Annotated in this window: 21 protein-coding genes, 2 rRNA genes and 1 pseudogene; 17 read left to right on the top strand and 7 right to left on the bottom strand. The window is 55.5% G+C overall.

Going from position 1 to position 25,303, the window contains the following annotated elements:
• Window positions 1-2: 2 nt before the first annotated feature.
• The 3 genes from mmuM to QSK07_RS00115 form a co-directional block, all read right to left on the bottom strand.
• A complete protein-coding gene (gene mmuM / locus QSK07_RS00125; protein ID WP_285720131.1) occupies window positions 3-938 on the bottom strand; it encodes a homocysteine S-methyltransferase in 936 nt (311 codons plus the stop codon).
• On the bottom strand, window positions 928-2,337 hold the full coding sequence (gene mmuP / locus QSK07_RS00120; protein ID WP_275222862.1) for an S-methylmethionine permease: 1,410 nt from the start codon (window positions 2,335-2,337) through the stop codon (window positions 928-930). Before mmuP ends, mmuM begins: the two co-directional genes overlap by 11 nt.
• 136 nt (window positions 2,338-2,473) lie before the next feature.
• Window positions 2,474-2,809 carry a DUF2002 family protein gene (locus tag QSK07_RS00115; RefSeq protein ID WP_003850360.1) on the bottom strand — a complete coding sequence of 112 codons (336 nt, stop codon included), beginning with the start codon at window positions 2,807-2,809 and terminating at the stop codon, window positions 2,474-2,476.
• Window positions 2,810-2,962: 153 nt separating this feature from the next.
• Here QSK07_RS00115 and QSK07_RS00110 point away from each other — a divergent pair, with 153 nt between their 5' ends.
• The 12 genes from QSK07_RS00110 to emrB all read left to right on the top strand — a co-directional run bounded on the left by QSK07_RS00110 (window position 2,963) and on the right by emrB (window position 16,257).
• A complete protein-coding gene (locus QSK07_RS00110) occupies window positions 2,963-3,280 on the top strand; it encodes a DUF883 family protein (protein WP_033733577.1) in 318 nt (105 codons plus the stop codon).
• Between the two features lie 288 nt (window positions 3,281-3,568).
• Window positions 3,569-3,811 (top strand): glutaredoxin-like protein NrdH, encoded by a 243-nt coding sequence (nrdH, locus tag QSK07_RS00105; protein WP_098052559.1) that lies wholly within the window; start codon window positions 3,569-3,571, stop codon window positions 3,809-3,811.
• Window positions 3,812-3,815: 4 nt separating this feature from the next.
• The gene (gene nrdI, locus QSK07_RS00100) at window positions 3,816-4,229 is read left to right on the top strand and encodes a class Ib ribonucleoside-diphosphate reductase assembly flavoprotein NrdI (RefSeq protein WP_098052558.1); all 414 of its coding nucleotides are present in this window, start codon (window positions 3,816-3,818) and stop codon (window positions 4,227-4,229) included.
• Window positions 4,199-6,337 (top strand): class 1b ribonucleoside-diphosphate reductase subunit alpha, encoded by a 2,139-nt coding sequence (gene nrdE / locus QSK07_RS00095; RefSeq protein ID WP_285720130.1) that lies wholly within the window; start codon window positions 4,199-4,201, stop codon window positions 6,335-6,337. Before nrdI ends, nrdE begins: the two co-directional genes overlap by 31 nt.
• Window positions 6,338-6,345: 8 nt before the next feature.
• Window positions 6,346-7,305, top strand: coding sequence for a class 1b ribonucleoside-diphosphate reductase subunit beta (gene nrdF / locus QSK07_RS00090; protein WP_098053137.1), 960 nt, complete (start codon window positions 6,346-6,348; stop codon window positions 7,303-7,305).
• Between the two features lie 499 nt (window positions 7,306-7,804).
• The gene (gene proV, locus QSK07_RS00085) at window positions 7,805-9,001 is read left to right on the top strand and encodes a glycine betaine/L-proline ABC transporter ATP-binding protein ProV (protein ID WP_098052556.1); all 1,197 of its coding nucleotides are present in this window, start codon (window positions 7,805-7,807) and stop codon (window positions 8,999-9,001) included.
• Complete coding sequence (gene proW, locus QSK07_RS00080; protein WP_285720129.1) at window positions 8,998-10,089, top strand: glycine betaine/L-proline ABC transporter permease ProW; 1,092 nt, start codon at window positions 8,998-9,000, stop codon at window positions 10,087-10,089. Before proV ends, proW begins: the two co-directional genes overlap by 4 nt.
• A 61-nt stretch (window positions 10,090-10,150) precedes the next feature.
• Window positions 10,151-11,149, top strand: coding sequence for a glycine betaine/L-proline ABC transporter substrate-binding protein ProX (gene proX, locus QSK07_RS00075; protein ID WP_098052554.1), 999 nt, complete (start codon window positions 10,151-10,153; stop codon window positions 11,147-11,149).
• 212 nt (window positions 11,150-11,361) lie between these two features.
• Window positions 11,362-12,549 carry an MFS transporter gene (locus QSK07_RS00070; RefSeq protein WP_275222855.1) on the top strand — a complete coding sequence of 396 codons (1,188 nt, stop codon included), beginning with the start codon at window positions 11,362-11,364 and terminating at the stop codon, window positions 12,547-12,549.
• Between the two features lie 302 nt (window positions 12,550-12,851).
• The gene (mprA, locus tag QSK07_RS00065; protein WP_003850381.1) at window positions 12,852-13,382 is read left to right on the top strand and encodes a transcriptional repressor MprA; all 531 of its coding nucleotides are present in this window, start codon (window positions 12,852-12,854) and stop codon (window positions 13,380-13,382) included.
• Window positions 13,383-13,532: 150 nt separating this feature from the next.
• Window positions 13,533-14,705 (top strand): multidrug efflux MFS transporter periplasmic adaptor subunit EmrA, encoded by a 1,173-nt coding sequence (gene emrA, locus QSK07_RS00060; protein WP_098053135.1) that lies wholly within the window; start codon window positions 13,533-13,535, stop codon window positions 14,703-14,705.
• A 16-nt stretch (window positions 14,706-14,721) separates the two neighbouring features.
• Window positions 14,722-16,257 carry a multidrug efflux MFS transporter permease subunit EmrB gene (gene emrB / locus QSK07_RS00055; protein WP_098052552.1) on the top strand — a complete coding sequence of 512 codons (1,536 nt, stop codon included), beginning with the start codon at window positions 14,722-14,724 and terminating at the stop codon, window positions 16,255-16,257.
• 36 nt (window positions 16,258-16,293) lie between these two features.
• Here the strand turns inward: emrB and QSK07_RS00050 are convergent, their stop codons facing one another.
• Complete coding sequence (locus QSK07_RS00050; protein WP_098052551.1) at window positions 16,294-17,478, bottom strand: tRNA/rRNA methyltransferase; 1,185 nt, start codon at window positions 17,476-17,478, stop codon at window positions 16,294-16,296.
• A gap of 159 nt (window positions 17,479-17,637) precedes the next feature.
• Between QSK07_RS00050 and trxC the strand changes: the two genes are divergently transcribed.
• From trxC to QSK07_RS00020, 5 genes and pseudogenes are all read left to right on the top strand, one after another.
• Window positions 17,638-18,057 carry a thioredoxin TrxC gene (trxC, locus tag QSK07_RS00045; RefSeq protein WP_013358802.1) on the top strand — a complete coding sequence of 140 codons (420 nt, stop codon included), beginning with the start codon at window positions 17,638-17,640 and terminating at the stop codon, window positions 18,055-18,057.
• Between the two features lie 81 nt (window positions 18,058-18,138).
• Window positions 18,139-18,816 (top strand): tRNA-uridine aminocarboxypropyltransferase, encoded by a 678-nt coding sequence (locus QSK07_RS00040; protein WP_285720128.1) that lies wholly within the window; start codon window positions 18,139-18,141, stop codon window positions 18,814-18,816.
• A gap of 139 nt (window positions 18,817-18,955) precedes the next feature.
• Window positions 18,956-21,613 carry a bifunctional acetate--CoA ligase family protein/GNAT family N-acetyltransferase gene (locus tag QSK07_RS00035; RefSeq protein ID WP_285720127.1) on the top strand — a complete coding sequence of 886 codons (2,658 nt, stop codon included), beginning with the start codon at window positions 18,956-18,958 and terminating at the stop codon, window positions 21,611-21,613.
• A gap of 117 nt (window positions 21,614-21,730) precedes the next feature.
• Window positions 21,731-23,086 (top strand): CDP-diacylglycerol--serine O-phosphatidyltransferase, encoded by a 1,356-nt coding sequence (pssA, locus tag QSK07_RS00025; protein ID WP_275222904.1) that lies wholly within the window; start codon window positions 21,731-21,733, stop codon window positions 23,084-23,086.
• A gap of 11 nt (window positions 23,087-23,097) precedes the next feature.
• Window positions 23,098-23,429 (top strand): annotated as a pseudogene (locus tag QSK07_RS00020) (YfiM family lipoprotein).
• Window positions 23,430-23,434: 5 nt separating this feature from the next.
• Here QSK07_RS00020 and QSK07_RS00015 read toward each other — a convergent pair.
• The 3 genes from QSK07_RS00015 to QSK07_RS00005 form a co-directional block, all read right to left on the bottom strand.
• Window positions 23,435-24,724: an MFS family transporter gene (locus QSK07_RS00015; RefSeq protein ID WP_285720126.1), complete on the bottom strand. Its 1,290-nt coding sequence runs from the start codon at window positions 24,722-24,724 to the stop codon at window positions 23,435-23,437.
• Between the two features lie 277 nt (window positions 24,725-25,001).
• Window positions 25,002-25,117 (bottom strand): 5S ribosomal RNA (gene rrf, locus QSK07_RS00010).
• Window positions 25,118-25,217: 100 nt separating this feature from the next.
• Window positions 25,218-25,303, bottom strand: a 23S ribosomal RNA gene (locus QSK07_RS00005); the annotation flags it as partial.

Here is a 25,303-nt window from a genome sequence, read left to right as displayed (position 1 = left end):
GCTTATTGCGGTTGACAAGCGCGGGCGATAGCCGCGATGTCATTGGGAGAGGTACGGCAGCAGCCGCCAATCAGCTTCGCGCCGGCCTGTTGCCACTCGTCCAGCTTGTCATGCAGCGTGCAGCCAGATGGCGCTGAATGCCAGGTTTTGCTGTCGGCATCATACTGCTCGCCGGAGTTGGGATAGACCACCAGCGGCTTGTCAGTCAGTCTCTGCAGCTGGCGCAGCGCAGGCGTCACGCTCTCAAGTGCCACGCAGTTAACCCCCAGCGCTACCACCTGTGGCTGCTGATTCAGCCAGCTCACCACATCTGACAGCGGCGTGCCGTCGCTGATGTGTCCGGCGTCACGCAGGGTAAACGTGAACCAGGCGCGGCTTTCAGGAAATTCAGCCAGCAGTTTCACCAGCGCCTGCGCTTCGGCAAAGGAAGGCAGGGTTTCACAGGCCAGCAGATCGGCACCCGCCGCCAGTAGCGCCTGCACGCGCGGGCGGTGAAACGCCATCATCTCCGCTTCCGGCAACGCGTAGTCGCCGCGATATTCCGAACCATCCGCCAGGAAGGCACCATACGGCCCCACCGATCCCGCCACCAGCAGCGTTTTTGCATCGGGCCGTACCGCCAGATAGTCGTGACGGGCGCGGCGCGCCAGTTCGACGCTCTGGGCGATCAACGCCAGTGACTGCGCCTCATCGAGACCGCGCGTAGCAAAGCCCTGCGGCGTTGCCTGGTAGCTGGCCGTTATGGCACAGCGCGCGCCGGCGACAAAATAGTCGTAGTGAACCTGGTAGATCAGTTCAGGATTTTCCATCAGCACTTTCGCTGACCAGAGCGCATCGGCCAGATGGCAGCCTCGGGCTTCCAGCTCGGTGGCCAGCGCGCCATCCAGGATCAGCGGCGACAACTCCGTTAAAGCCTGCGCGACAGGGTTATGCGACATCTTTGGCCTCCTCAGGCTTCGGGGATGATTTGTGGGTCAGATGGTAAGCGGCGTAGCAGAACAGCACGAACGGGATGCCACACCACAGCGCGATGCGCTGAGTCGGATCAAACGCCAGTCCGGCACAGGCCAGCAGGCAGAGCAGAAAGCCCAGAATCGGCGTCAGCGGATAGAGCGGCGCACGGTAGCCCAGTTCGGCCAGCGATTTGCCCTGCTGAAGATGACGGCGACGGAAAACAAAATGCGAGGCGCAGATGCTGAGCCAGACCGCGACCACCGCAAATCCGGAAATGGCCGACAGCGCCACAAATACCGTGTCTGGCGCTACCACGCTGGAGACCAGCGCCAGTAAGCCACCGATCATGCTGACAGTGATGGCCAGCAGAGGCACGCCGCGCTTGTTGACGCTGGCAAAGGCGCGCGGCAACGTGTTTTCGTTGGCCAGCGACCAGAGCATACGCCCGGATGCATAGAGGCCCGAGTTGGCCGCAGAGAGGATAGCAGTCAGGATCACAAAATTAATAATGTCAGCGGCATAAGGAATGCCGATCTTTTCAAACACCAGCACAAACGGGCTTTTGACAATTCCCGCCTGATCCATTGGAATCAGCGCCGCCAGCACAAAGACTGTGCCGATAAAGAAAATAATCAGTCGGGCCACCGTCGTGCGGATCGCCAGCGGCAGCACTTTCTCCGGCTGCTGAGTTTCACCGGCAGCAATCCCGATCAGCTCGGTGCCGGAAAAGGCGAAGTTGACTGCCACCATGGTCATCAGAATCGGCAGTACACCATTGGGCAGCCAGCCGTGCGCGGTGAGATTGCTCAGGCCCGGCGCGGGCGTGCCATCTTTCATCGGGATAAAGCCAAACATCGCCGCGCCGCCCAGCACGATAAAGGCAACGATCGTGACGACTTTTATCAGCGAGAACCAGAACTCTCCTTCCGCGAAAAAGCGGGTTGAGATGACGTTGAGCAGATAGATGGCGCAGCAAAAGACCAGGCACCAGATCCACACCGGGATCTGCGGGAACCAGTACTGCATACAGAAACCCGCCGCCGTCAGGCTGGAGCCAAGCGCCACCGTCCAGGTCAGCCAGTAGAGCCAGGCCACAGTGTAGCCGGTTGCCGGGCTGAGATAACGCGCGGCGTAGACGTGGAACGCACCGGTTTCCGGCATTGCTACGGAGAGCTCGCCCAGGCAGACCATCACCAGCCAGACCACCAGCGCGCCAATCAGATAGGCGAGCAGCGTTCCCGCTGCGCCGGTGGTTGAAATGATATAGCCGGTGTTAAAAAACAGGCCGGTGCCGATCACGCCGCCCAGCGATAACATCACCAGATGGCGCACTTTCATGGTGCGTTTAAATTGTTCCTGCGAAGGAGTTGGCTGTTCGCTCATCACTTTTATCCGTATGGACGTCTAAACATCTATAAGGGACAAATTTATACGCGTCACAGCCGGTAATTGCAACGGCAGGGTAAACAGGGAGGACTGACAGGAGGTTCAGTGCCCCGTCGCGGCGGGGCCTGATGCGTTAGCCGAAAACGCTTTGAATATAGCGTTCCAGCGCCATGCGGGAACTGAATCCATGCGGGATGCCGTAATGTTCCTGTGAATCACCCGCCAGGTAGAGAGGGAATTGGGTATAGTGATCGCAGGTCTTCATTTCTGAAGCAGGTTCAGCGAACGGCTGGCTTTTCTCTTTCAGCGTCGGGTGAATCACTAAAGCCATGCGCCCCATGCGCGCTTCGCGATTCACATAAACGTAGTTCTCACCACGGCGATAGCCATAGGCCCGTGGAGTAATTTCATCGACTTCGAAACCCGCTTTTTCCAGTACGCGCGCTACCTCATCTGGTCGTAAATACATGCTCGATCCTCTCCTCTTTCAAAAGCTTCGCAACCTTACATCAGCATGACAGAGTGGGCATTCGGAATTTTCCCTAAAGAACACTCCCGCGTCTCGTTTATCAAAAGGTCGTCTACACTAGTATTACGTTTTTAAATCAAAGGGAGCTAAAAAATGTTTAATCGCACTGTAAAAAACGATGACATTGATATCAATCAGGATGTGAATGAGCTGGCCGATTCACTGGAAGCGCTGTTGAAATCTTATGGCAGTGACGCCAAAGACGAAGTGGACTCTGCCCGCAGTCAGGCAGAAAAACTGCTGAAGCAGACCCGCTCTAAACTGAACGGTGGCAGCAACCGCGTATCTCAGGTTGCACGTGATGCTGGTGCTCAGGTTGATACCTACGTGCATGACAAACCATGGCACGGTGTAGGTGTCGGCGCCGCGTTTGGTATCGTAGTGGGTATACTGCTGGCTTCACGCCGCTAAGTACAAAAAAATCCCCTGAGCCCTGCCCCGTGCGGGGCTTTTTTTTGCCCTTTTTCCGGTCTGCGACATTTACAAAAGAATTTACCAGCCGGCAGGGCGCATCACTGCTGGCTTTGCCTGAGTTGCGCAAATGCAAATCATAAAACCCTATATCTGGTGGGCTTGACCACTCAAACCACTACATCTAGTATTTACCTTATCAGCAAGACACCAGATGCCCGTCCTAATGAAGGCTGCATCAGCTTTATTTCCGGGTATCAGAACCGTACATAGAGGGAAATACGAATCATGCGCATTATTATTTACACTAAAGATAACTGTGTCCAGTGCACGGCAACCAAAAATGCCATGGATCGTCAGGGGCTCGCCTATCAGCTGATCAATCTCGACAGCCAGCCGGATGCGATCGATAACCTGAAATCACTGGGTTATCGCCAGGTCCCGGTAGTAATGGCAGATAATGACCACTGGAGCGGCTTCCGCCCGGACAAGATCGCCACTCTGCGCACGCTTTCTGCCGTCGGGCACTAAGCGCATGTTCCCGCTGGTCTATTTTTCCAGCCAGTCGGAAAACACTCACCGGTTTGTGACACGCCTCGGCCTGGCCGCCCGGCGCATACCGCTGGATGCCCGGGAGACGCTGCATATCGATCAGCCCTATATTCTGGTGGTGCCCAGCTATGGCGGTGGCAGCAGTCGGGGTGCGGTGCCCGGCCAGGTGATTCAGTTTCTTAATGATGAGGCGAACCGGCGCGGTATTCGTGGCGTAATCGCGGCGGGCAACCGTAACTTCGGTGCCGGTTACTGCCTGGCGGGCAGCATCATTGCAAAAAAATGTCAGGTGCCCTGCCTCTACCGCTTCGAGCTGATGGGAACGCCTGACGATATTGCGAAAGTTAAAGCGGGAGTAACCCAATTTTGGCAACAACAGACACCCTCAACAGCGTGACGCTCGATTATCACGCCCTTAATGCCATGCTGAACCTCTATGACGCCGAGGGCCGCATCCAGTTCGACAAGGATCGTGAAGCGACACGTCAGTTTTATCTGCAGCATGTGCAGCCCAATACGGTCCCCTTCGCCAGCAACGCCGAGCGTTTACGCTATCTGGTGGCGGAGAGCTATTATGAAGCGGACGTGCTGAACCAGTACGATTTTGATTTTCTGCTTGCACTGCATGAGGTGGCGGAGAACTGGGGATTTGAGTTCAAAACCTTTCTCGGTGCCTGGAAGTACTACACCAGCTATACGCTGAAGACCTTTGATGGCAAACGCTATCTGGAAACTTTCGAACAGCGCGCCTGCATGGTGGCGCTGACGCTGGCTCGGGGCGATGAAACGCTGGCGCGGGCGCTGCTGGAGGAGATTCTCAGCGGCCGTTTCCAGCCTGCCACACCCACCTTTCTGAACTGCGGCAAACAGCAGCGCGGTGAGCTGGTCTCCTGCTTCCTGCTGCGTATCGAAGACAATATGGAGTCGATTGGTCGCGCCGTGAACTCGGCACTGCAGCTGTCAAAACGGGGCGGCGGCGTTGCCTTCTTGTTGTCCAATCTGCGAGAGTCCGGCGCGCCGATCAAACGCATAGAAAATCAATCGTCGGGCGTGATCCCGGTGATGAAAATGCTGGAAGATGCCTTCTCCTATGCGAATCAGCTTGGCGCACGTCAGGGCGCTGGCGCGGTGTGGCTCAATGCGCACCATCCCGATATCTTCCGCTTTCTGGATACCAAGCGCGAAAACGCCGACGAGAAGATCCGCATCAAAACGTTGTCGCTGGGCGTGGTAATCCCGGATATCACCTTCCAGCTGGCGAAAGAGAACAAACCGATGGCACTGTTCTCGCCCTACGACGTGGAGCGGGTCTACGGCCAGGCCTTTGGTGATATCAGCATCAGTGAGAAGTATGACGAGATGCTGGCCGACGATCGCATTCGTAAAACCTATATTCAGCCGCGTGATTTTTTCCAGACACTGGCCGAAATTCAGTTTGAGTCGGGCTATCCCTACATCATGTATGAGGACAGCGTGAACCGCAGCAACCCGATTGCCGGTCGCATCAATATGAGCAACCTCTGCTCAGAGATTCTGCAGGTGAACAGCGCCAGCGAGTACAACGACGATCTCAGCTATCGCCGCGTCGGCAAAGATATCTCCTGTAATCTCGGCTCACTGAATATTGCACACGCCATGGATTCGCGCGATCTGGCGCGCACAGTGGATGTGGCCGTTCGCGCCCTGACGTCGGTGTCGATGATGAGCGAGATCGGCTCGGTGCCTTCCATCGCCGAAGGCAATCGCCGCTCGCACGCCATTGGCCTGGGTCAGATGAACCTGCACGGCTATCTGGCGCGCGAAGGCATCGCCTACGGTTCGCCGGAAGCGCTGGATTTCACCAATCTCTACTTCTATTGCATCACTTACTATGCACTGCGCACCTCTAATCAGCTGGCGCAGGCGCATCAGCAGACTTTCGACGGCTTTGCGGATTCGGACTATGCCAGCGGCGTTTATTTCGATAAGTATCTGCAACGCGCGTGGCTGCCGCGAACCGAACGGGTGGCTCAACTGTTTGCCGATGCCGGACTGACGCTGCCAACTCAGGCAGACTGGCAGGCGCTGCGCGATGCGGTGATGCAGCACGGGTTGTTTAATCAGAACCTGCAGGCGATCCCGCCGACCGGTTCGATCTCCTACATCAACCACGCCACCTCCAGCATCCATCCGATTGTGTCTCCTATCGAGATCCGCAAAGAGGGCAAAACCGGTCGCGTCTACTATCCCGCGCCGTTTATGACCAATGAAAATCTCCATCTCTATCAGGATGCGTATCAGATTGGGCCGGAAGCGATAATTGATACCTACGCAGAAGCAACGCAGCACGTCGATCAGGGACTGTCGCTGACGCTGTTCTTCCGCGATGACGTCACCACCCGTGACATCAACAAAGCGCAGATTTACGCGTGGAAAAAAGGCATCAAAACGCTCTATTACATTCGACTGCGTCAGATGGCGCTTCAGGGCACGGAGGTTCAGGGCTGCGTTTCCTGCTCCCTGTAATGAACACGATGAAACTCAAACAGATTCAGGCCATTAACTGGAACCGCATTCAGGATGATAAAGATCTTGAGGTGTGGAATCGTCTTACCAGCAACTTCTGGCTGCCGGAGAAGGTGCCGCTTTCCAACGATCTGCCCGGCTGGCAGACGCTGGATAAACAGCAGCAGCAGCTGACCATCCGGGTCTTTACCGGCCTGACGCTGCTCGACACCATCCAGAACGTGATCGGCGCGCCAGGGCTAATGGAGGATGCCATTACCCCGCACGAAGAGGCAGTGCTGTCGAATATCAGCTTTATGGAAGCGGTACATGCCCGCTCCTACAGTTCGATCTTTTCAACCCTGTGCAACACGCAGGATGTGGATGCAGCCTACCAGTGGAGTGAAGAAAATGCGCCGCTGCAGAACAAGGCGCGTATCATCCTGGAACACTACCGCGCCGATGATCCACTGAAGAAGAAGATCGCCAGCGTCTTTCTGGAGTCGTTCCTGTTCTATTCCGGCTTCTGGCTGCCGATGTACTGGTCAAGCCGGGGCAAGCTGACCAATACCGCAGACCTGATTCGCCTGATTATTCGCGATGAGGCGGTGCATGGTTACTACATCGGTTACAAATATCAGCAGGCGCTGGCTGGCGCTGACGATCTGCGCCGCGAAGAGCTGCAGCAGTTCGCCTATGATCTGCTGTTGGCGCTGTATGAGAACGAAGTGGCTTATACCGAGGCGCTCTATGCCGATGTCGGCTGGGTGGAAGAGGTAAAAACGTTCCTGCACTACAATGCCAACAAAGCGCTGATGAATCTGGGCTATGAGGCGCTGTTCCCGGCGGAGCTGACGGCCGTAAATCCGGCGATTCTGTCGGCGCTGTCGCCCAACGCTGACGAGAACCACGATTTCTTCTCCGGCTCAGGCTCCTCCTATGTAATGGGGAAAGCGGTCGAGACTGAAGACGAAGACTGGAATTTCTGAGGGTTACCGGGTGCTGTTTTATCAGCATCCGGTTTTCAGTCGTCGTGGCGTGCCAGCCGCACCATTCCGACCAATCATAAGAAAAAATATTACTGCAACACGGCCTGACTATTTAACCGTTTGTTAATTCTTACCCGCCCCGCATTTCCGTAATTTTATCCGATTATTTCACTGATTATGATCGTTTCAGGCGTGATTATTTACCTGCATTGGAACCCAGTATTTCCGTAATATTTTACGCTGGTGACACTTGTTTTTCTCCCTTTCACCCGGCAAATCGGCTGAGATGCCAATAAATCCCTGACGATTTCACAAAAAATTAATTCGCGCTTATCCCTTGCGAGCACTGAAGATAATCGGCATCTGAATGTTCCGCGGCCGGTCAATATTCCACTTCAGGGTTGTCAGATAACGTCAGTGTGCTACCGTATGGCCTGCTTAAATTTCAGCGGGAAAGACAGAATAATATCAGATATTTCAACCAGGATTTAATGACTGCATGGCTATTAAGCTCGAAGTAAAAAATCTCTATAAAATATTTGGCGACAATCCGGATCGCGCTTTTAAATATATTGAAAAGGGTGCGACCAAAGATGTCATTCTTGAGAAGACCGGGCTCTCGCTTGGCGTAAAGAACGCCAGTCTGGCCATTGAAGAAGGCGAGATATTCGTCATCATGGGGTTATCCGGTTCAGGAAAATCGACCATGGTTCGCCTTCTCAATCGTCTGATAGAGCCGACGCGCGGCCAGGTGATCATTGACGGTGTCGATATTGCCAAAATATCAGCCAGTGAACTGCGCGACGTGCGCAGAAATAAAATCAGTATGGTATTCCAGTCATTTGCTTTGATGCCGCACATGGATGTATTAAATAACACGGCATTTGGCATGGAATTAGCGGGAATCGCACTGGCTGAACGCCAGGATAAAGCACTGGAAGCGTTACGTCAGGTCGGGCTGGAGAATTATGCGCACGCTTATCCGGATGAACTTTCCGGAGGAATGCGACAGCGCATTGGATTAGCCCGCGCGCTGGCCATCAATCCCGACATCTTATTAATGGATGAAGCCTTCTCCGCACTGGATCCGTTGATTCGTACTGAAATGCAGGATGAACTGGTTAATTTACAAGCCAGGCATCAGCGCACCATCGTCTTTATTTCCCACGATCTTGATGAAGCGATGCGTATTGGCGACCGTATTGCCATTATGCAGGGCGGCGAAGTGATACAGGTTGGTACGCCGGATGAAATCCTGAATAACCCAGCCAATGACTATGTCCGCACCTTTTTCCGTGGCGTCGATATCAGTCACGTATTCAGCGCCAAAGATATCGCCCGTCGTAGTGCGGGAGCGTTGATCCGCAAAGCGCCAGGTTTCGGCCCGCGCTCCGCCATTAAGCTGCTGCAGGATGAAGACCGCGACTACGGCTATGTGCTGGAAAAACAGAAGTTTCTTGGTGTGGTCTCCACCGACTCGCTGAAAGCCGCGCTGGCAGCTGGCCTGGGATTCGATAGCGCCCTCCTCGACTCGCCAGCCGCGGTGCCCGCCGATACCTCACTGAGCGATCTGCTCTCGCACGTCGCTCAGGCACCCTGTGCAGTGCCAGTGGTCGGCGAGGAGAATCAGTATGTCGGTATCATTTCCAAAAGCACGCTATTGCGCGCGTTAGATCGTGAAGGAGCCCAGCCATGAGTCAGGAAACCACCAATCCGTGGGATAGCGGCACCGCCGCCAGCAGTCAGCCTGCACCCACCAGCAGCGGCGGTGCCGATGCCTGGGGCACGCCCGATGGCAGCGCGACACCCGATGCAGCCAGCGGCAGTGACTGGCTCAACAGCGCCCCTGTGCCTGCGCCGGAACATTTCAATATCATGGATCCGTTCCACAAAACCTGGATTCCGCTTGATCACTGGGTGACCACCGGCATCGACTGGGTGGTCAACCATTTCCGACCGCTTTTTCAGGGTATCCGGGTGCCGGTTGACTACATTCTCAGCGTCTTTCAGCAGCTGTTACTGGGGATGCCCGCGCCGGTAGCGATTCTGGTGTTTGCGCTGATCGCCTGGCAGATCGCGACGCCCGCCATGGGCATCGCCACGCTGGTATCGCTGGTCGTGATTGGCGCAATTGGCGCCTGGTCACAGGCGATGGTCACGCTGGCGCTGGTGCTTACCGCGCTGATGTTCTGCATTCTCATCGGCCTGCCGCTGGGGATCTGGCTGGCACGCAGTGAACGGGCTGCGCGTATCGTACGTCCTTTGCTGGATGCGATGCAGACGACACCCGCCTTTGTCTATCTGGTGCCGATTGTGATGCTGTTTGGTATCGGCAACGTGCCAGGCGTTGTGGTAACGATTATCTTCGCCCTGCCACCGATTGTGCGTCTGACTATTCTCGGCATTAAGCAGGTGCCCGCCGATCTGATCGAAGCGAGTGAATCCTTTGGTGCCAGTCCGCGCCAGCTGCTATTCAAAGTGCAGTTGCCGCTGGCGATGCCCACCATTATGGCGGGCGTTAATCAGACCCTGATGCTGGCGCTGTCGATGGTGGTAATCGCCTCGATGATCGCCGTAGGCGGACTCGGTCAGATGGTTCTGCGCGGTATTGGCCGTCTCGATATGGGGCTGGCTACGGTGGGTGGTGTGGGGATTGTGATCCTTGCCATTATCCTTGACCGCCTGACCCAATCTTTTGGTCGCGATAGCCGCAGCCGCGGTAATCGTCACTGGTATCACACCGGCCCGTTGGGCCTGATCTTCTCTCCTTCACGTAAAAAATAATCTGTCGGGCGGCGTCTGTGCGCCGCCCATCCTGACGCGACATCTGAAATAAGGAATGACTATGCGCAACAGAGCCTCTCTGCTCGCCGCCGTGGTAACCACGCTGGCCGTTTCACACGTCTCCGCTGCCGATCTGCCGGGTAAAGGTATTACGGTACAACCCATACAGAGCACTATCGCTGAAGAGACTTTTCAGACCCTGATTGTCAGCCGCGCGCTGGAAAAACTTGGCTATCAGGTCAGCAAGCCAGGTGAAGTGGATTACAACGTTGGCTACACCTCTATCGCCGCTGGCGACGCCACCTTTACCGCGGTGAACTGGCAGCCGCTGCATGACGACATGTACAAAGCCGCCGGTGGCGATCAGAAGCTGTATCGTCAGGGCACCTACGTTACCGGTGCCGCCCAGGGTTATCTGATTGATAAGAAGACCGCCGAGAAATACCACATCACCAATATTGAACAGCTGAAAGATCCTAAGATCGCCAGCCTGTTTGATGCCAACGGCGATGGCAAAGCGGATATGACCGGCTGTACGCCAGGCTGGGGCTGTGAAGCGGTAATTAATCATCAGAACAGCGCCTTTGGTCTCAGTGATACCGTGACCGCCAATATGGGTAACTATTCAGCGATGGTGGCGGATACGCTGGCACGCTACAAACAGGGTAAGCCGATCCTTTATTACACCTGGACGCCTTACTGGCTGAGCGATGTGCTGAAGCCGGGCCGCGATGTGGTCTGGCTGCAGGTGCCGTTCTCTTCACTGCCTGGCGAACAGAAGGATGTGGATACCCGGCTGCCAAACGGCGCGAACTACGGTTTCCCGGTTAACACCATGCACATCGTCGCCAACAAAGCATGGGCGGCAAAAAACCCGGCTGCTGCCCGTCTGTTTGCGGTCATGAAGCTGCCTATTACCGATATCAATGCTGAAAACTCAGCAATGCATGCCGGACAAAACTCAGAAGAGGCAATTAACCGTCATGTGGATGGCTGGATTAAGGCACATCAGACTGAGTTCGATAAATGGATCAGCGAGGCGCAGGCCGCCGCAAAGTAACATGAAAACATTTCCGTCCCAGATTGGGTGATAAAAGTGCTGGCTCAGGGAGCCATACGCTCAAAGTAGGGCAGTTATTTGAGGGCAGAAACTTTTCTGCCCTTTTTTATGCCTGCTTTCCCGACTGGTATGGCCTGTTAATAAACATACGTGTGAAATAGTTTTTTGAGTTATTATTAACCTCAAATGATTATTAGTGACCGATGCTGTTTATGAATGCGACTCGCCAGGGTCTGACGCCTGCTTTAGTCATGCTGATGTCGGTGGCAACCGGCCTCTGCGTAGCCAGTAATTACTACGTTCAGCCACTGCTCAATACCATCGCCCGGCAGTTTGATCTTTCTGTTAGCCTTGCCGGGTTTATTGTCACCACGGCGCAACTCGGCTACGCCTGTGGTCTGCTGTTGCTGGTGCCGCTGGGCGATCGCTTTGAACGACGCAGCCTGATTGTGACGATGATCCTGCTGGCGGCGGCGGGCATGGTGATTATCGCCCTGTCGCACACGTTCCTCTTTTTACTGCTGGGCACGGTCATGACCGGCCTGTTCTCGGTCGCCGCACAAATTCTGGTGCCGCTGGCCGCCACGCTGGCTGAGCCGGAGCGGCGCGGTAAAATTGTCGGAACGGTAATGAGCGGTCTGCTGCTGGGGATTCTGCTGGCGCGTACCGTGGCAGGCGGTCTGGCACAGCTTGGCGGCTGGCGCACCGTCTACTGGACCGCCAGCCTGCTCATGGTAGTGATGGCGCTGGCGCTGTGGCGATCGCTGCCACGCGTGAAACAGTCCGTGCCCATGAGCTATCCGCAACTGCTGGCGTCCATCTTTCGTCTGTATGCAGGTAATCGGGTGATCCGCACACGTGCCTGGACCGGCTGTCTCTCCTTTGCCAATTTCAGCCTGCTCTGGACCTCAATGGCGTTTCTGCTCTCTGGCGCGCCATATCACTTCTCAGAAGGCAAAATTGGCTTGCTGGGCCTGGCAGGTGCCGCGGGTGCGCTGGCCGCACGTCAGGCGGGTTCACTGGCCGATAAAGGTAAAGCGAAGCTGACGACCCGACTGGGCCTGCTGCTTATGCTGCTGTCGTGGGCCGCCATTGCATGGGGTGCAGAGCAGCTTGTGCCGCTGATCGTCGGCATCCTGCTGCTGGATCTGGCGGTACAGGCTGTCCATATCACCAATCAGAGCGTGATTTATGCGCAGATGCCGGAGGCGCGTAACCGTCTGAATGCCGGTTACATGACCAGCTACTTTATCGGCGGTGCGGCGGGCTCGCTGCTCTCCGCTACCGCTTACCATCTTGCGGGCTGGTATGGCGTCTGTATCGCTGGCGCGTTACTGACTTTGGTGAATCAGCTGATCTGGGCGGGCGGATCGCGCTTTGAGCCGGAAAATATTAACTGAAGGCTGTCCGGACAGTGCATTGGTCTGGTCACAAATGGTTAGGTTTGTTATGGTTAGTAACAAACCTATTCACTTCAGTTATTTTTCCTCGCGATATTATTAAATTTGCCCCCTTTTTGATAACGTCCCGGCACTGCAGCTGCCGCCGGGCGTACGGGTTTTTGACCCAGGGCCAGGGAATGGCCTGGAATACCTTTGATGGTGCAGCGTGCGAGTCTGTCAGCGACCACCTGCCAAAAAGTGACTACGCTTAGCCTGTCACCATAGTTATTATACAAGTTGGAATTAGTGAGGTTTTTTTAATGGAAAGTTCGTTTACTCCCATTGAGCAGATGCTAAACATCCGTGCCAATCGCCATAAGGATTTTCCGTTACAGGAAATTATTCTGACGCGTCTCTGTATGCATATGCAGGGTAAACTGCTGGACAATCGCAATAAGATGCTGAAAGCACAGGGTATTAATGAAACCCTGTTTATGGCGTTGATTACGCTGGATGCGCAGGAAAATCACAGTATTCAGCCTTCTGAACTCAGCTCAGCCCTTGGATCTTCACGCACCAATGCCACGCGCATTGCTGATGAGCTGGAAAAGCGCGGCTGGATTGAGCGTCGCGAAAGCGATCACGACCGTCGCTGTTTGCACCTGCATCTGACCGATAAAGGGATGGAGTTCCTGCGTCAGTTGCTGCCCCCTCAGCATCAGAGCCTGCAGTACCTCTGGTCGTCGCTGTCAGTCGATGAGAAGTCTCAGCTCGAAGGCATCACCCGTAAGTTGCTTAATCGTCTTGATAAAATGGATGAAGATCAGCTGATCGCCTCGCTGTCCCGCTAATAGCAATAAGTGCGACACAATCACCTGTCGAAATCGTTATTTTAATTTCCTTTTTTATCTGGCCAGCGCTCAGTCGCTGGCTTTTTCGACTCGGGCGCTGGCAGAAAAGGATTTCTGCCGCCCGACTAAATGGAAAACGTGGAGAAAGTCATGAGTGCAACGGCAGAAGCACAAAGCCCGCAACCGTCAGCCAGCAAAAAGAAGAAGCGCAAAAGCGTGCTCATTGTGCTGGCGCTGATCTTTGTGCTGATTGGTATTGCCTGGGGCGTTTACTGGTTTCTGGTCCTGCGCCATTTTCAGGAAACCGATGACGCCTACGTTGCAGGTAATCAGGTGCAGGTGATGGCCCAGGTCTCCGGTAGCGTGAATAAGGTCTGGTTTGAAGATACCGATTTCGTCAAAAAAGGCGATGTGCTGGTGTCACTCGATAAGACCGATGCCGGGCAGGCGTTTGAAAAAGCGCAGACGGCTCTGGCCACCAGCGTGCGTCAGACGCATCAGCTTATGATTAATGGCAAACAGTATCAGGCCAGCATTACGCTGCAGCAGACCGCGCTGGCGCAGGCAGAAGCCGACCTGAAACGTCGTGAGCCGTTAGGTGCGGCTAACCTGATTGGCCGTGAAGAGTTGCAGCACGCCCGTGACGCCGTGGCAACGGCCAAAGCGCAGCTGGACGTTGCCATTCAGCAATACAATGCGAATCAGGCGATGATCCTCAACACCTCGCTGGAGAATCAGCCTGCCGTGCAACAGAGTGCTGCTGAGCTGCGTGACGCCTGGCTGGCGCTGCAGCGCACCGAAATCCGCAGCCCGATGGATGGCTTTATCTCCCGTCGCAGCGTACAGGTCGGTTCGCAAATCTCTACCAGCACCCCGCTACTGGCTGTCGTGCCTGCCACGAATCTGTGGGTCGATGCGAATTTCAAAGAGACGCAGCTGGCAGGCGTCCGTATCGGTCAGCCTGCCACCGTGGTCGCCGACATCTACGGTGACGAAGTGGTTTATCAGGGTAAAGTCGTGGGTCTGGATATGGGCACCGGCAGCGCCTTCTCTCTACTGCCAGCACAGAACGCCACCGGTAACTGGATTAAAGTGGTTCAGCGTCTGCCGGTTCGTATCGAACTGAATCAGGATGATATCGCCAGACATCCGCTGCGCATTGGCCTCTCCACGCTGGTTAAAATCGATACCACCAGCAAAGAGGGTAGTGCACTCGCCACCAGCGCCCGTCAGCAGGCCGCTTACAGCAGCAACGCGCTGGCGATTGACCTTGCGCCGGTCAATCAACTGATCACCGATATCGTTCGCGCCAACGCCGGATGAGAACGCGGAGTCTGTAATGGCACAAAAACCGCTTGAAGGGATGCCGCTGGTCCTGATGACCATTGCGCTGTCGCTGGCGACGTTCATGCAGGTTCTGGACTCGACCATCGCCAACGTGGCTATCCCTACTATTGCCGGCAACCTGGGGGCGTCAAACTCTCAGGGTACCTGGGTAATCACCTCGTTTGGTGTGGCGAATGCGATCTCGATCCCGCTGACCGGCTGGCTGGCAAAACGCATCGGTGAAGTGAAGCTCTTCACCTGGTCGACCATTCTGTTTGCCATTGCCTCATGGGCGTGCGGCATGTCAGATAGCCTGGAGATGCTGATTTTCTTCCGCGTCATTCAGGGGATCGTCGCGGGTCCGTTGATCCCGCTGTCGCAAAGTCTGCTGCTCAACAACTATCCCCCGGCCAAACGGAGTGTTGCGCTGTCGCTGTGGGCGATGACGGTGATCGTGGCACCAATCTGTGGCCCGATACTGGGTGGCTGGATCAGTGATAACTATCACTGGGGCTGGATCTTCTTTATCAACGTGCCGATTGGTGTGGCAGTAGTCATATTGACGCTGCAAACCCTGCGTGGCCGGGAAACCAAAACCGAAATCCGCCGGATCGATATGGTCGGGCTGGTGCTGCTGGTGGTGGGGATCGGCTGTCTGCAGGTGATGCTGGACCGCGGAAAAGAGCTCGACTGGTTTAACTCATCCGAGATTATCGTGCTGGGGGTTGTGGCCCTGATTGCGCTGTCAGTGCTGCTGGTGTGGGAGCTGACGGACGATCACCCTATCATCGACCTGTCGCTGTTTAAGTCGCGCAACTTTACCATTGGCTGCCTGTCGATCAGTCTGGCTTATATGCTCTACTTCGGCTCGATAGTTCTGCTGCCGCAGCTGCTGCAGGAGGTCTACGGCTACACCGCAACCTGGGCAGGTCTGGCGTCTGCGCCGGTGGGGATTTTGCCGGTGATCCTGTCGCCGATTATTGGTCGCTTTGCGCATAAGCTCGACATGCGACGGCTGGTCACGTTCAGCTTCATTATGTATGCCGTCTGCTTCTACTGGCGTGCCTATACGTTTGAACCGGGGATGGACTTTGGTGCCTCAGCCTGGCCGCAGTTTATTCAGGGCTTTGCCGTGGCCTGCTTCTTTATGCCGCTGACCACCATTACGCTGTCGGGACTGCCGCCGGAGCGCATGGCCGCCGCATCCAGCCTGTCGAACTTTATGCGAACCTTTGCGGGGTCAGTGGGAACGTCGATTACCACCACCATGTGGACGAATCGCGAGTCGATGCATCATAGCTACCTGACGGAGTCGATTACCCCGTATAACGTCAATTCACAGCAGATGTATAGCCAGCTGGAGAGCATGGGGATGACGCAGCAGCAGGCGTCAGCTTATATCGCGCAGCAGATTACCAATCAGGGACTGATTATTTCAGCGAATGAAATCTTCTGGGCGTCGGCGGGGGTCTTTTTAATCCTGCTGGTGCTGATCTGGTTTGCCCGCCCGCCGTTTGGTGCAGGCGGTGGTGGTGGCGGTGCACACTGATGTCACACAGCAAAACGGGCCTTTCGGCCCGTTTTTTTATGCGTTCTGACGCCACCATTCGGCGAGCAGTACGCCGGTTGCGACCGAGACGTTGAGACTTTCCACGTTACCGGTGCCGCCAATCGACAGGCTCATGTCACCCTGTTTGAACGCGGTGTCAGAAAGACCTTCACGCTCCTGACCTAACACCAGCACCATTTTCTCCGGCAGCTGAGCCTGCGCCAGCGGCGTGCCCTGATGGCTGGAGGTGGTCACGATGGTGTAACCCGCTTTACGGAACGCTTCCAGACCTTCGCTGAAGGTTGCGCCGCTGATCGCCTGCACATGCTCAGCGCCGCCTTCTGCGGTACGCACCGCTGCGCCTGACTCCAGCAGTGAAGCATCATTCACCAGCAAACCTTTTACGCCGAAATGCGCGCAGCTGCGCATAATCGCGCCAAGGTTATGCGGGTTGCTGACATCCTCCAGTGCCAGTACGCAGTCTTTGGTATTTGCCTGGCTCAGCCATTCAGACACCGCCATGCCCATACGCTTTTTGATCAGGAAGCAGACGCCGCCATGATGCTCAGTACCTGATGCTTTGGTGATCTCAGCATCTTCTACCACGTGATAGGCTTTGCGGTTAGCAGCCAGCCAGCGCAGCGCTTCGCGGAAGCGCGGTGTGACTTCCTGCACGAACCAGGCGCGGACAATTGCTTCCGGACGGCTCTGGAACAGCGCCTGACAGGCGTTCTCGCCATAGACGCGGGTCTCTTCATTACGCTGACGGCGGATCTGCTCAGGATCGACGAAGCTCTTGCCGCTGATGCCGCCGTGATCCGGCTTATCGCTCTCAGGCGATGACGCACGATCGGCGGAGGGTGCGCGTGACACGGTGCGCCACGGGGAGTCGCTGCTGCCATAAGCGCCGCGGCTGTCATCACCACGATCGTTGCGGCGACCTGCGCCAAGGTCTGAACGGCGTGGTGCGCCACGTCCGCCTTCATCACGACGCGGTGAACTGCTGCGACCGGTGTCGTCACTACGACGACCAGCGGAGCGACCGCCTTCCTGAGTGCGTTCAGTGCGGGGGCCAGATGAACGACGATTATCATCCTGGCGGGCAGCAGAGTGACCACCTTTGCCTGTACGAGGATTCGGCGCGCGCGCGCTTTTGTCGTCCTCGCCACGCACGTACATCACCTTAACTTTTCCGCTCTTGCCTTTATATTCGTCGTTCATGTCTTCCTCCTGCATTTAGAGCGCGCAGATTACCTGATGTGCTGGCGCTTAGCTATCAACTATTGAACCTATAGAGCAATCCAGATTGAGCGAAAATCCGCCCCCTTTCATAATGGACAATGATTACCAGACTGACACTTTTCAACATCAGAGGTTCCTATGAATACGGTATGCGCTTCATGTCAGGCAACCAATCGCGTTCCTGACGAACGCCTTGCCGACGTGGCGAAATGTGGTCGCTGTGGAAATGAGCTGTTCGATGGCGAGGTGGTGAATGCCACCAGCGCCAACTTTGACAAATATCTGCAGGATGATCTGCCGGTAGTGATCGATTTCTGGGCGCCCTGGTGCGGCCCCTGCGTCAATTTTGCGCCGGTGTTTAAAGATGTCGCCAGTGAACGCAGCGGCAAGGTCCGCTTTATTAAAGTGAACACTGAAGCTGAACCGGCCCTGAGTGCCCGTTTCAACATTCGCAGCATCCCGACCATCATGCTGTTTAAAAATGGCGAGCGGGTTGACATGCTGAACGGAGCTATGCCCAAAGCGCCATTTAACGAATGGCTCGACGAATCACTTTAAACGTCAAAGGCCAGCCAGTCTGGCCTTTTCCTTTTCATCTGCGCTTCGATTACACTGACGTTTTTCCTGCCCTGAATACTCATGTCTGATAATGCCGTTTTGCGCTTGCGCACCCAACGCCTGGCCCGCGCCACCCGTCCTTTCCTGGCGCGCGGAAATCGGGTCATTCGCTGCCAGGGCTGCCTGCTGCCAGAGGCCAACTGTCTCTGCAGCCAGATCGTGCCGCAGTCTGCCCGTAGTCGCTTCTGCCTGGTGATGTTTGATACCGAGCCAATGAAGCCGAGTAACACCGGTCGTCTGATTGCCGATATTCTGCCGGATACCCAGGCATTTGGCTGGTCACGCACCGAGCCGGATCCACTGCTGCTGGCGGCTGTGCGAAATCCCGATTATCAGCCGCTGGTCGTCTTCCCGGCCTCCTATGCCGATCCCGGTCGCGAGGTGTTGACAGCGCCACCCATCAGCGGCAAGCCGCCGCTGTTTATTATGCTCGATGGCACCTGGACCGAAGCGCGCAAGATGTTTCGCAAAAGTCCCTGGCTCGATGCCCTGCCAGTAATGTCGCTGGATGTCAGCACGCCTTCGCGCTATACGCTGCGTGAGGCGCACGGCGAAGGTCAGCACTGTACCGCTGAAGTGGCAGCGGCGCTGCTGGCGAAGGCGGGCGATCGGCGGGCGGCAGAGGCGTTATCTCACCATTTCGATCTGTTCCGCACGGCTTACCTGGCAGGAAAACCGCATCACGCCGGACAGGCTTAAACGTATCCTTCTCCGACTGGCAGGCATGAGCCTGCCCTGACAGTTTCCAGGATCCGGATGTTCAGCCTGCGATCTGCCCGGAAGCACGGCCAGCAAAAAGCGTTTACAATCACGCAAATCCCGATCTCTGGAGGGCGAGATGAGCCAACGCGGACTGGAAGCGCTGTTACGACCTAAATCAATTGCGGTGATTGGTGCCTCGGTCACGCCCGGGCGTGCCGGCTACTTTATGATGCGTAACCTGCTGGCAGGCGGTTTTAGCGGACCGGTGCTGCCGGTGACGCCAAAATATAAAGCGGTCAGCGGCGTACTGGCCTGGCCTACCATCGACAGCTTACCATTCGCGCCTGACCTGGCGGTGATCTGCACCCACTCAAAACGTAACCTCGAATTGCTGCAACAGCTCGGCGAAAAAGGGTGTAAAGCCTGCATTATCCTTTCCGCACCCGCCAGCCAGTCGGCGGAACTCAAAGCCTGCGCCAGCCAGTGGCAGATACGTTTGCTGGGGCCGAACAGTCTTGGCCTGCTGGCACCCTGGCAGGGACTCAATGCCAGTTTCTCGCCAGTACCCATAGAGAAAGGCCGTATCGCGTTTATCTCCCAGTCCGCCGCCGTGTCGAATACTATTCTCGACTGGGCGCAGCAGCGTAATCTCGGTTTCTCCTGGTTTATCGCGCTGGGTGACAGCCTGGATACCGATGTTGATGACCTGCTCGACTTCCTGGCTCGCGACGGTAAAACCAGTGCCATCCTCCTTTATCTGGAGCACCTCAGTGACGCACGTCGCTTTGTTTCCGCCTCACGCAGCGCCTCCCGTAATAAACCGATTCTGGTGATCAAGAGTGGTCGCAGCCGTGAAGCGCAGGCGCTGCTTGGCACCCACAGTGGTCTGGACGCTGCATGGGATGCGGCCATTCAGCGCGCCGGATTGCTGCGGGTACAGGATACCCATGAGCTGTTTTCCGCCGTTGAATCGCTGAGTCATATGCGGCCACTGCGCGGCGACAGGCTGATGATCATCAGTAATGGTGCGGCACCCGCCGCGCTGGCGCTGGATGAGCTTTACGCCCGCAATGGCAAACTGGCGCAGCTCAGCGATAAAACGCGTCAGCAGCTTGAGGCTATTTTGCCTGCCGGTGCGGGTCGCGGTAATCCGCTGGATTTAAAAGACGACGCTACCGCTGAGCGCTACGCTGCCTGTGTGGAGATCCTCCTCGACAGCCATGAACTTGATGCCTTAATGATCATTCATGCGCCAAGCGCGGTCGCGCCCGCGACTGAAACAGCCGCACATCTGATCGATACTGTGGCCCGCCACCCGCGCGGTACGCTGGTGACGCTGCTGACCAACTGGAGCGGCGAGTTCTCTTCACAGGCTGCGCGTCGTGCCTTTACGCAGGCGGGCATACCCACCTGGCGCACGCCGGAAGGCACCGTCACCGCCTTTATGCATCAGGTTGAGTACCGGCGTAATCAGAAGCAGCTGCGCGAAACGCCTGCCCTGCCCGCCACGCTGAACCTGGATAGTGCACATGCTCACCAGCTGCTGTCACAGGCGCTGGCGCGCGGCATTACCTCACTGGACACTCACGAAGTGCAGCCGGTGCTGCAGGCTTATGGGCTGGCCACGCTGCCAACCTGGATCGCCAGTGACAGCACGGCAGCGGTAACCATTGCCGATCAGATTGGCTATCCGGTGGCGTTGAAGCTGCGTTCACCCGATATCGCCCATAAGTCAGAAGTTCAGGGTGTGATGCTCTACCTGCGCAATGCCAGTGAAGTGGAGCATGCCGCCGAAGCCATTTTTGATCGGGTAAAGCAGACGCTGCCGCAGGCACGTATCGAGGGACTGCTGGTTCAGAGCATGGCCAGCCGGGCGGGCGCGCAGGAATTGCGGGTTGTGGTCGAACAGGATGCACTGTTTGGCCCAATCATTATGCTGGGTGAAGGCGGAGTTGAATGGCAGGCTGATAAACAGGCTGCCGTTGCCCTTCCCCCGCTGAATATGACGCTGGCACGTTATCTGGTCATTCAGGCGATCAAGAGCGGAAAAATCCGCAGCCGCAGCGCTCTGAATCCACTGGATATCCCCGGCTTGAGTCAGCTGCTGGTGCAGGTCTCTGATCTGGTCGTGGATTGCCCTGTGATCCAGCGACTGGATATTCACCCGTTGCTGGCAGCGGGCAATGACTTTACCCTGCTGGACGTCACCCTGACGCTGGCCCCGTTCCACGGCGATAATGAAGCACGACTGGCCATTCGCCCTTATCCGCAGCATCTGGAAGAGCAGGTAGCGTTAAAAGATGGGCAATTCTGTCTGTTCCGCCCAATCCTGCCAGAGGATGAGCCTTTACTGCGCGATTTTATCAGTCAGGTTACCAAAGAGGATCTCTACTACCGCTACTTCAGTGAGATCAACGAATTCACGCATGATGACCTCGCCAATATGACCCAGATCGATTATGACCGTGAGATGGCGATTGTGGCTGTACGTCAGCATCAGGGACGTCCCGAGATCATCGGCGTCACCCGCGCTATCTCTGACGCTGATAACATTGATGCAGAGTTTTCAGTGCTGGTCCGTTCGGACCTGAAAGGGTTAGGTATGGGCCGTCGTCTGCTGGAAAAGATGATCCGTTACACCCGACATCACGGCTTGCAACAATTGAACGGTATCACCATGCCCCATAACCGCGGCATGATTACCCTGGCCCGAAAACTCAATTTTCATGTTGATATTCAACTGGATGACGGTATCGTCAGCCTGAAATTGTCTTTACAGAATGAGATCAGCTAACCTTGTAGAGAAAGGTAAAAAACGTTCGAATCGACGAAGTTGATGTTATTATTTATGGTTATAACCCTGATTTGATGGCAAAAGGCCATGCAATGAACAGAGAAGAAGTGCACTGTGATGTTGTCTAAATTTAAACGTAATAAACACCAACAACACCTCGCAGAGCTGCCGAAACTGTCACAATCCGTTGCGGATATGTCGACACTTTACTCGCCGGCCGAATTTCGTCAGACGTTGCTGGAGAAGATTGCGGCAGCGCAGACCCGCATCTGTATCGTTGCGCTCTATCTGGAAAACGATGATGCCGGGCGTGCCGTCATGGATGCGCTTTATCATGCGAAGCAGGCACGACCGGAACTGGATATCTCGATTCTGGTAGACTGGCATCGTGCGCAGCGTGGGCGAATTGGCGCAGCGCGAGGCGTAACTAATGCCGACTGGTATTGCGAAATGGCGACGCGTTATGCCGATATTGCCATCCCGGTTTATGGTATTCCGGTTAATACCCGTGAAGCCCTGGGTGTACTCCATCTTAAAGGTTTCATTATTGATGATACGCTGCTCTACAGCGGCGCCAGCATCAATGATGTTTACCTGCATCAGCATGACAAGTATCGCTACGATCGCTACCAGATTATCCGCAATTCGCAGCTGACCGATACTATGTATGACTGGATCACGCTCAATCTGAAGCCAGCAGAAGCGGTTAACCGGCTCGATTTCGCTGAGCGCCCTTCCAGTCCTGAAATTAAAAATGAGACGCGCCAGTTCCGCCAGGATCTGCGTGGCTTCAATTATCAGTTTGAAGGGAATGCCGGCAATGATGAACTGGCAGTCACACCGCTGGTCGGTCTGGGTAAGCATAGCCTGCTCAATAAAACCATTTTTCACCTGATGCCCTGTGCAGAACAGAAGCTGATTATCTGTACGCCCTACTTCAACCTGCCCGCCTTGCTGGTGCGTAATATCATTAACCTGCTGCGCCAGGGAAAACAGGTCGAGATTATCGTCGGTGATAAAACAGCCAATGATTTCTATATTGCGCCCGACCAGCCGTTCAAAATTATCGGCGCGCTGCCATACCTGTATGAAATCAATCTGCGCCGCTTCCTTAGCCGGTTGCACTACTACGTTACGACTGGCCAGTTGGTCGTGAGACTGTGGAAGGATGGCGAGAACAGTTATCACCTTAAAGGGATGTGGGTGGATGATGAATGGCAGCTGATCACCGGCAATAACCTCAATCCACGTGCATGGCGGCTCGACCTGGAAAATGCGGTGCTGATCCACGATCCTCATCAGCAGTTAGCAGCGCAGCGTGAAAAAGAGCTTACGCTAATCCGTCAGCACACCACGGTAGTGAGGCATTTCCGTGAGCTTGAAAGTATTGCTGATTATCCGGCCAAGGTGCGGAAACTGATTCGTCGTTTGCGCCGGATTCGTATCGATCGTCTGATCAGCCGTATTCTTTAATCCCTGCGGCCATGAAGGCATCCATTATGCAAAGCGTGCTGCTTGCTTTGCTGTTGTGTAGTGGATGTGCTCATATGGCGGAAGATCAATTGACCGTACGGGATAAAGCAGAACATTTTGTCGCCTCCGCAATTCTGGCCGCAGCCGGCAGTGAATAGGACAGCGCCAGCACCTTTCAGGCCGGTAAAGCAACACTTTCGGCATGCTGTTTTCGTTGAGTTTCGGGGCGGGAAAAGAGTGGTATGACAGCCGCCCGAATGGCAGCGGCTGGAGCTGGAAAGATTTCGCATGGGATGCCGCCGGTGCAGCCAGCGGCATTGCCTTGTGCAATCCGAGTCAGTAGCTGTTTTAAAGCTTAATCCCCTTACCATGCTTGTGCAGCAACAGCGACACCAGAAACGCCACCGCGCCCATTGCAGAGACATACCAGAAAAAGGTGGTCTCAACCCCCTGCTTCTTCATCAGCAACGCGACATACTCTGCCGAACCACCGAAGATCGCATTCGCGACGGCGTAGGAGAGCCCGACACCCAGTGCCCGCACCTGCGGCGGAAACATTTCGGCTTTAAGGATGCCGCTGATAGCCGTGTAGAAGCTGGTAATCAGCAATGCCAGCATAATTAACAGGAAAGCCACGCCGGGACTCTGCACATTTTGCAGCAGCGTCAGAACTGGCACGGTACAGATAGCCGCACCCGCACCAAAGATCATCATCGAGGTGCGACGACCGATTTTATCTGACAGCGCACCAATAATGGGCTGAATCAGCATAAAGACCAGCAGCGCACCGGTCATCAGCCCGCTGGCCGTTTTAGGATCCATACCCGACGTGTTAACCAGATACTTCTGCATGTACGTGGTGAAGGTGTAAAAACTCAGGGAACCGCCCGCGGTGAAACCCAGCACCATCAGAAAAGGACGGGTATGATTGCGCAGTAATCCGATTACGCTTCCCGCATCGAGATGTTCGCGGCTGGTCTTGTCTGATGTTTCTTCCAGAGAGCGCCGTAACCATAATGCGACAACCGCGAGCAGCGCGCCGAGGAAGAAGGGGATTCGCCAGCCCCAGCTGCGTAGCTCTGCGTCAGTGAGCAGAAATTGCAGCACCACCACGGTCAGTACCGCCGCTAACTGGCCACCGATCAGCGTGACATACTGGAATGAGGCGTAGAATCCTTTGCGCCCTTCCAGGGCTACTTCGCTCATGTAGGTTGCGCTGGTCCCATATTCTCCGCCCACCGATAATCCCTGAAACATACGCGCCAGCAGCAGAATGACGGGAGCCGCCACGCCGATCGTTGCGTATCCCGGCAGGCAGGCAATGACCAGCGACCCGAAACACATCATGCAGACCGAAACCAGCATCGAATTTTTTCGGCCATGTTTATCGCCAATATAGCCGAACAGCCAGCCACCAATCGGACGCATCAGAAATCCTGCCGCAAAAACGCCCGCTGTCTGTAATAATTGCGTGGTGGTATCGCCCTGCGGGAAGAAGATGTGCGCAAAGTAGAGCGAGAAGAATGAATAGACATAGAAGTCGAACCATTCAACCAGGTTTCCCGATGACGCGCCGACGATAGCCCAGATGCGTTTCCTTGTATCATCCGGCTGGATTTTATTATTTGTTGTTGTCATGCCTTACCTCTGTTCCTTGCTGATCAACAGCGTTTAAAGGATTGAGTAAAGCATTTAAGTCTACTGAAGGTAAAGGCGGGGTAATCTGAGATTAATAGTGTGAGCCATATCGCCAATTAGCGAAAATTCAGCGAGTTGCTGGCGATTCTTGAGAGAAGCATGGAGGTTGTAAGGGCTGCTGGAAGTGGAATTGCGGTCACTGTTTCTACTTAATGTCGCCAAATCTGGACGTAAAAAAGCCCCGCACTCTCGTGCGGGGCTTCTTCACTTATTTGATGCCTGGCAGTTCCCTACTCTCGCATGGGGAGGCCCCACACTACCATCGGCGCTACGGCGTTTCACTTCTGAGTTCGGCATGGGGTCAGGTGGGACCACCGCGCTAAAGCCGCCAGGCAAATCTTGGTGCGCGAAACGAAGCATTACGCTCCGCTTCCGCTGATTTTATCCGGAATAAGCTGAAAATCGTGTCTCTCAAAAACGCCTCTGGCGTTGTAAGGTTAAGCCTCACGGGTCATTAGTACCGGTTAGCTCAACGCATCGCTGCGCTTACACACCCGGCCTATCAACGTCGTCGTCTTC

This window comes from Pantoea sp. QMID4 (assembly GCF_030270445.1).
GTDB lineage: Bacteria > Pseudomonadota > Gammaproteobacteria > Enterobacterales > Enterobacteriaceae > Pantoea > Pantoea vagans.
Note: the sequence above shows the minus strand (reverse complement) of the source record. Positions and strands in the feature narration are given on the sequence as shown.

Coding starts and splice junctions, on each gene's coding strand:
- mmuM (WP_285720131.1), bottom strand. CDS start 938: ATGTCGCATAACCCTGTCGCGCAGGCTTTAACGGAGTTGTCGCCGCTG.
- mmuP (WP_275222862.1), bottom strand. CDS start 2,337: ATGAGCGAACAGCCAACTCCTTCGCAGGAACAATTTAAACGCACCATG.
- QSK07_RS00115 (WP_003850360.1), bottom strand. CDS start 2,809: ATGTATTTACGACCAGATGAGGTAGCGCGCGTACTGGAAAAAGCGGGT.
- QSK07_RS00110 (WP_033733577.1), top strand. CDS start 2,963: ATGTTTAATCGCACTGTAAAAAACGATGACATTGATATCAATCAGGAT.
- nrdH (WP_098052559.1), top strand. CDS start 3,569: ATGCGCATTATTATTTACACTAAAGATAACTGTGTCCAGTGCACGGCA.
- nrdI (WP_098052558.1), top strand. CDS start 3,816: ATGTTCCCGCTGGTCTATTTTTCCAGCCAGTCGGAAAACACTCACCGG.
- nrdF (WP_098053137.1), top strand. CDS start 6,346: ATGAAACTCAAACAGATTCAGGCCATTAACTGGAACCGCATTCAGGAT.
- proV (WP_098052556.1), top strand. CDS start 7,805: ATGGCTATTAAGCTCGAAGTAAAAAATCTCTATAAAATATTTGGCGAC.
- proW (WP_285720129.1), top strand. CDS start 8,998: ATGAGTCAGGAAACCACCAATCCGTGGGATAGCGGCACCGCCGCCAGC.
- proX (WP_098052554.1), top strand. CDS start 10,151: ATGCGCAACAGAGCCTCTCTGCTCGCCGCCGTGGTAACCACGCTGGCC.
- QSK07_RS00070 (WP_275222855.1), top strand. CDS start 11,362: ATGAATGCGACTCGCCAGGGTCTGACGCCTGCTTTAGTCATGCTGATG.
- mprA (WP_003850381.1), top strand. CDS start 12,852: ATGGAAAGTTCGTTTACTCCCATTGAGCAGATGCTAAACATCCGTGCC.
- emrA (WP_098053135.1), top strand. CDS start 13,533: ATGAGTGCAACGGCAGAAGCACAAAGCCCGCAACCGTCAGCCAGCAAA.
- emrB (WP_098052552.1), top strand. CDS start 14,722: ATGGCACAAAAACCGCTTGAAGGGATGCCGCTGGTCCTGATGACCATT.
- QSK07_RS00050 (WP_098052551.1), bottom strand. CDS start 17,478: ATGAACGACGAATATAAAGGCAAGAGCGGAAAAGTTAAGGTGATGTAC.
- trxC (WP_013358802.1), top strand. CDS start 17,638: ATGAATACGGTATGCGCTTCATGTCAGGCAACCAATCGCGTTCCTGAC.
- QSK07_RS00040 (WP_285720128.1), top strand. CDS start 18,139: ATGTCTGATAATGCCGTTTTGCGCTTGCGCACCCAACGCCTGGCCCGC.
- QSK07_RS00035 (WP_285720127.1), top strand. CDS start 18,956: ATGAGCCAACGCGGACTGGAAGCGCTGTTACGACCTAAATCAATTGCG.
- pssA (WP_275222904.1), top strand. CDS start 21,731: ATGTTGTCTAAATTTAAACGTAATAAACACCAACAACACCTCGCAGAG.
- QSK07_RS00015 (WP_285720126.1), bottom strand. CDS start 24,724: ATGACAACAACAAATAATAAAATCCAGCCGGATGATACAAGGAAACGC.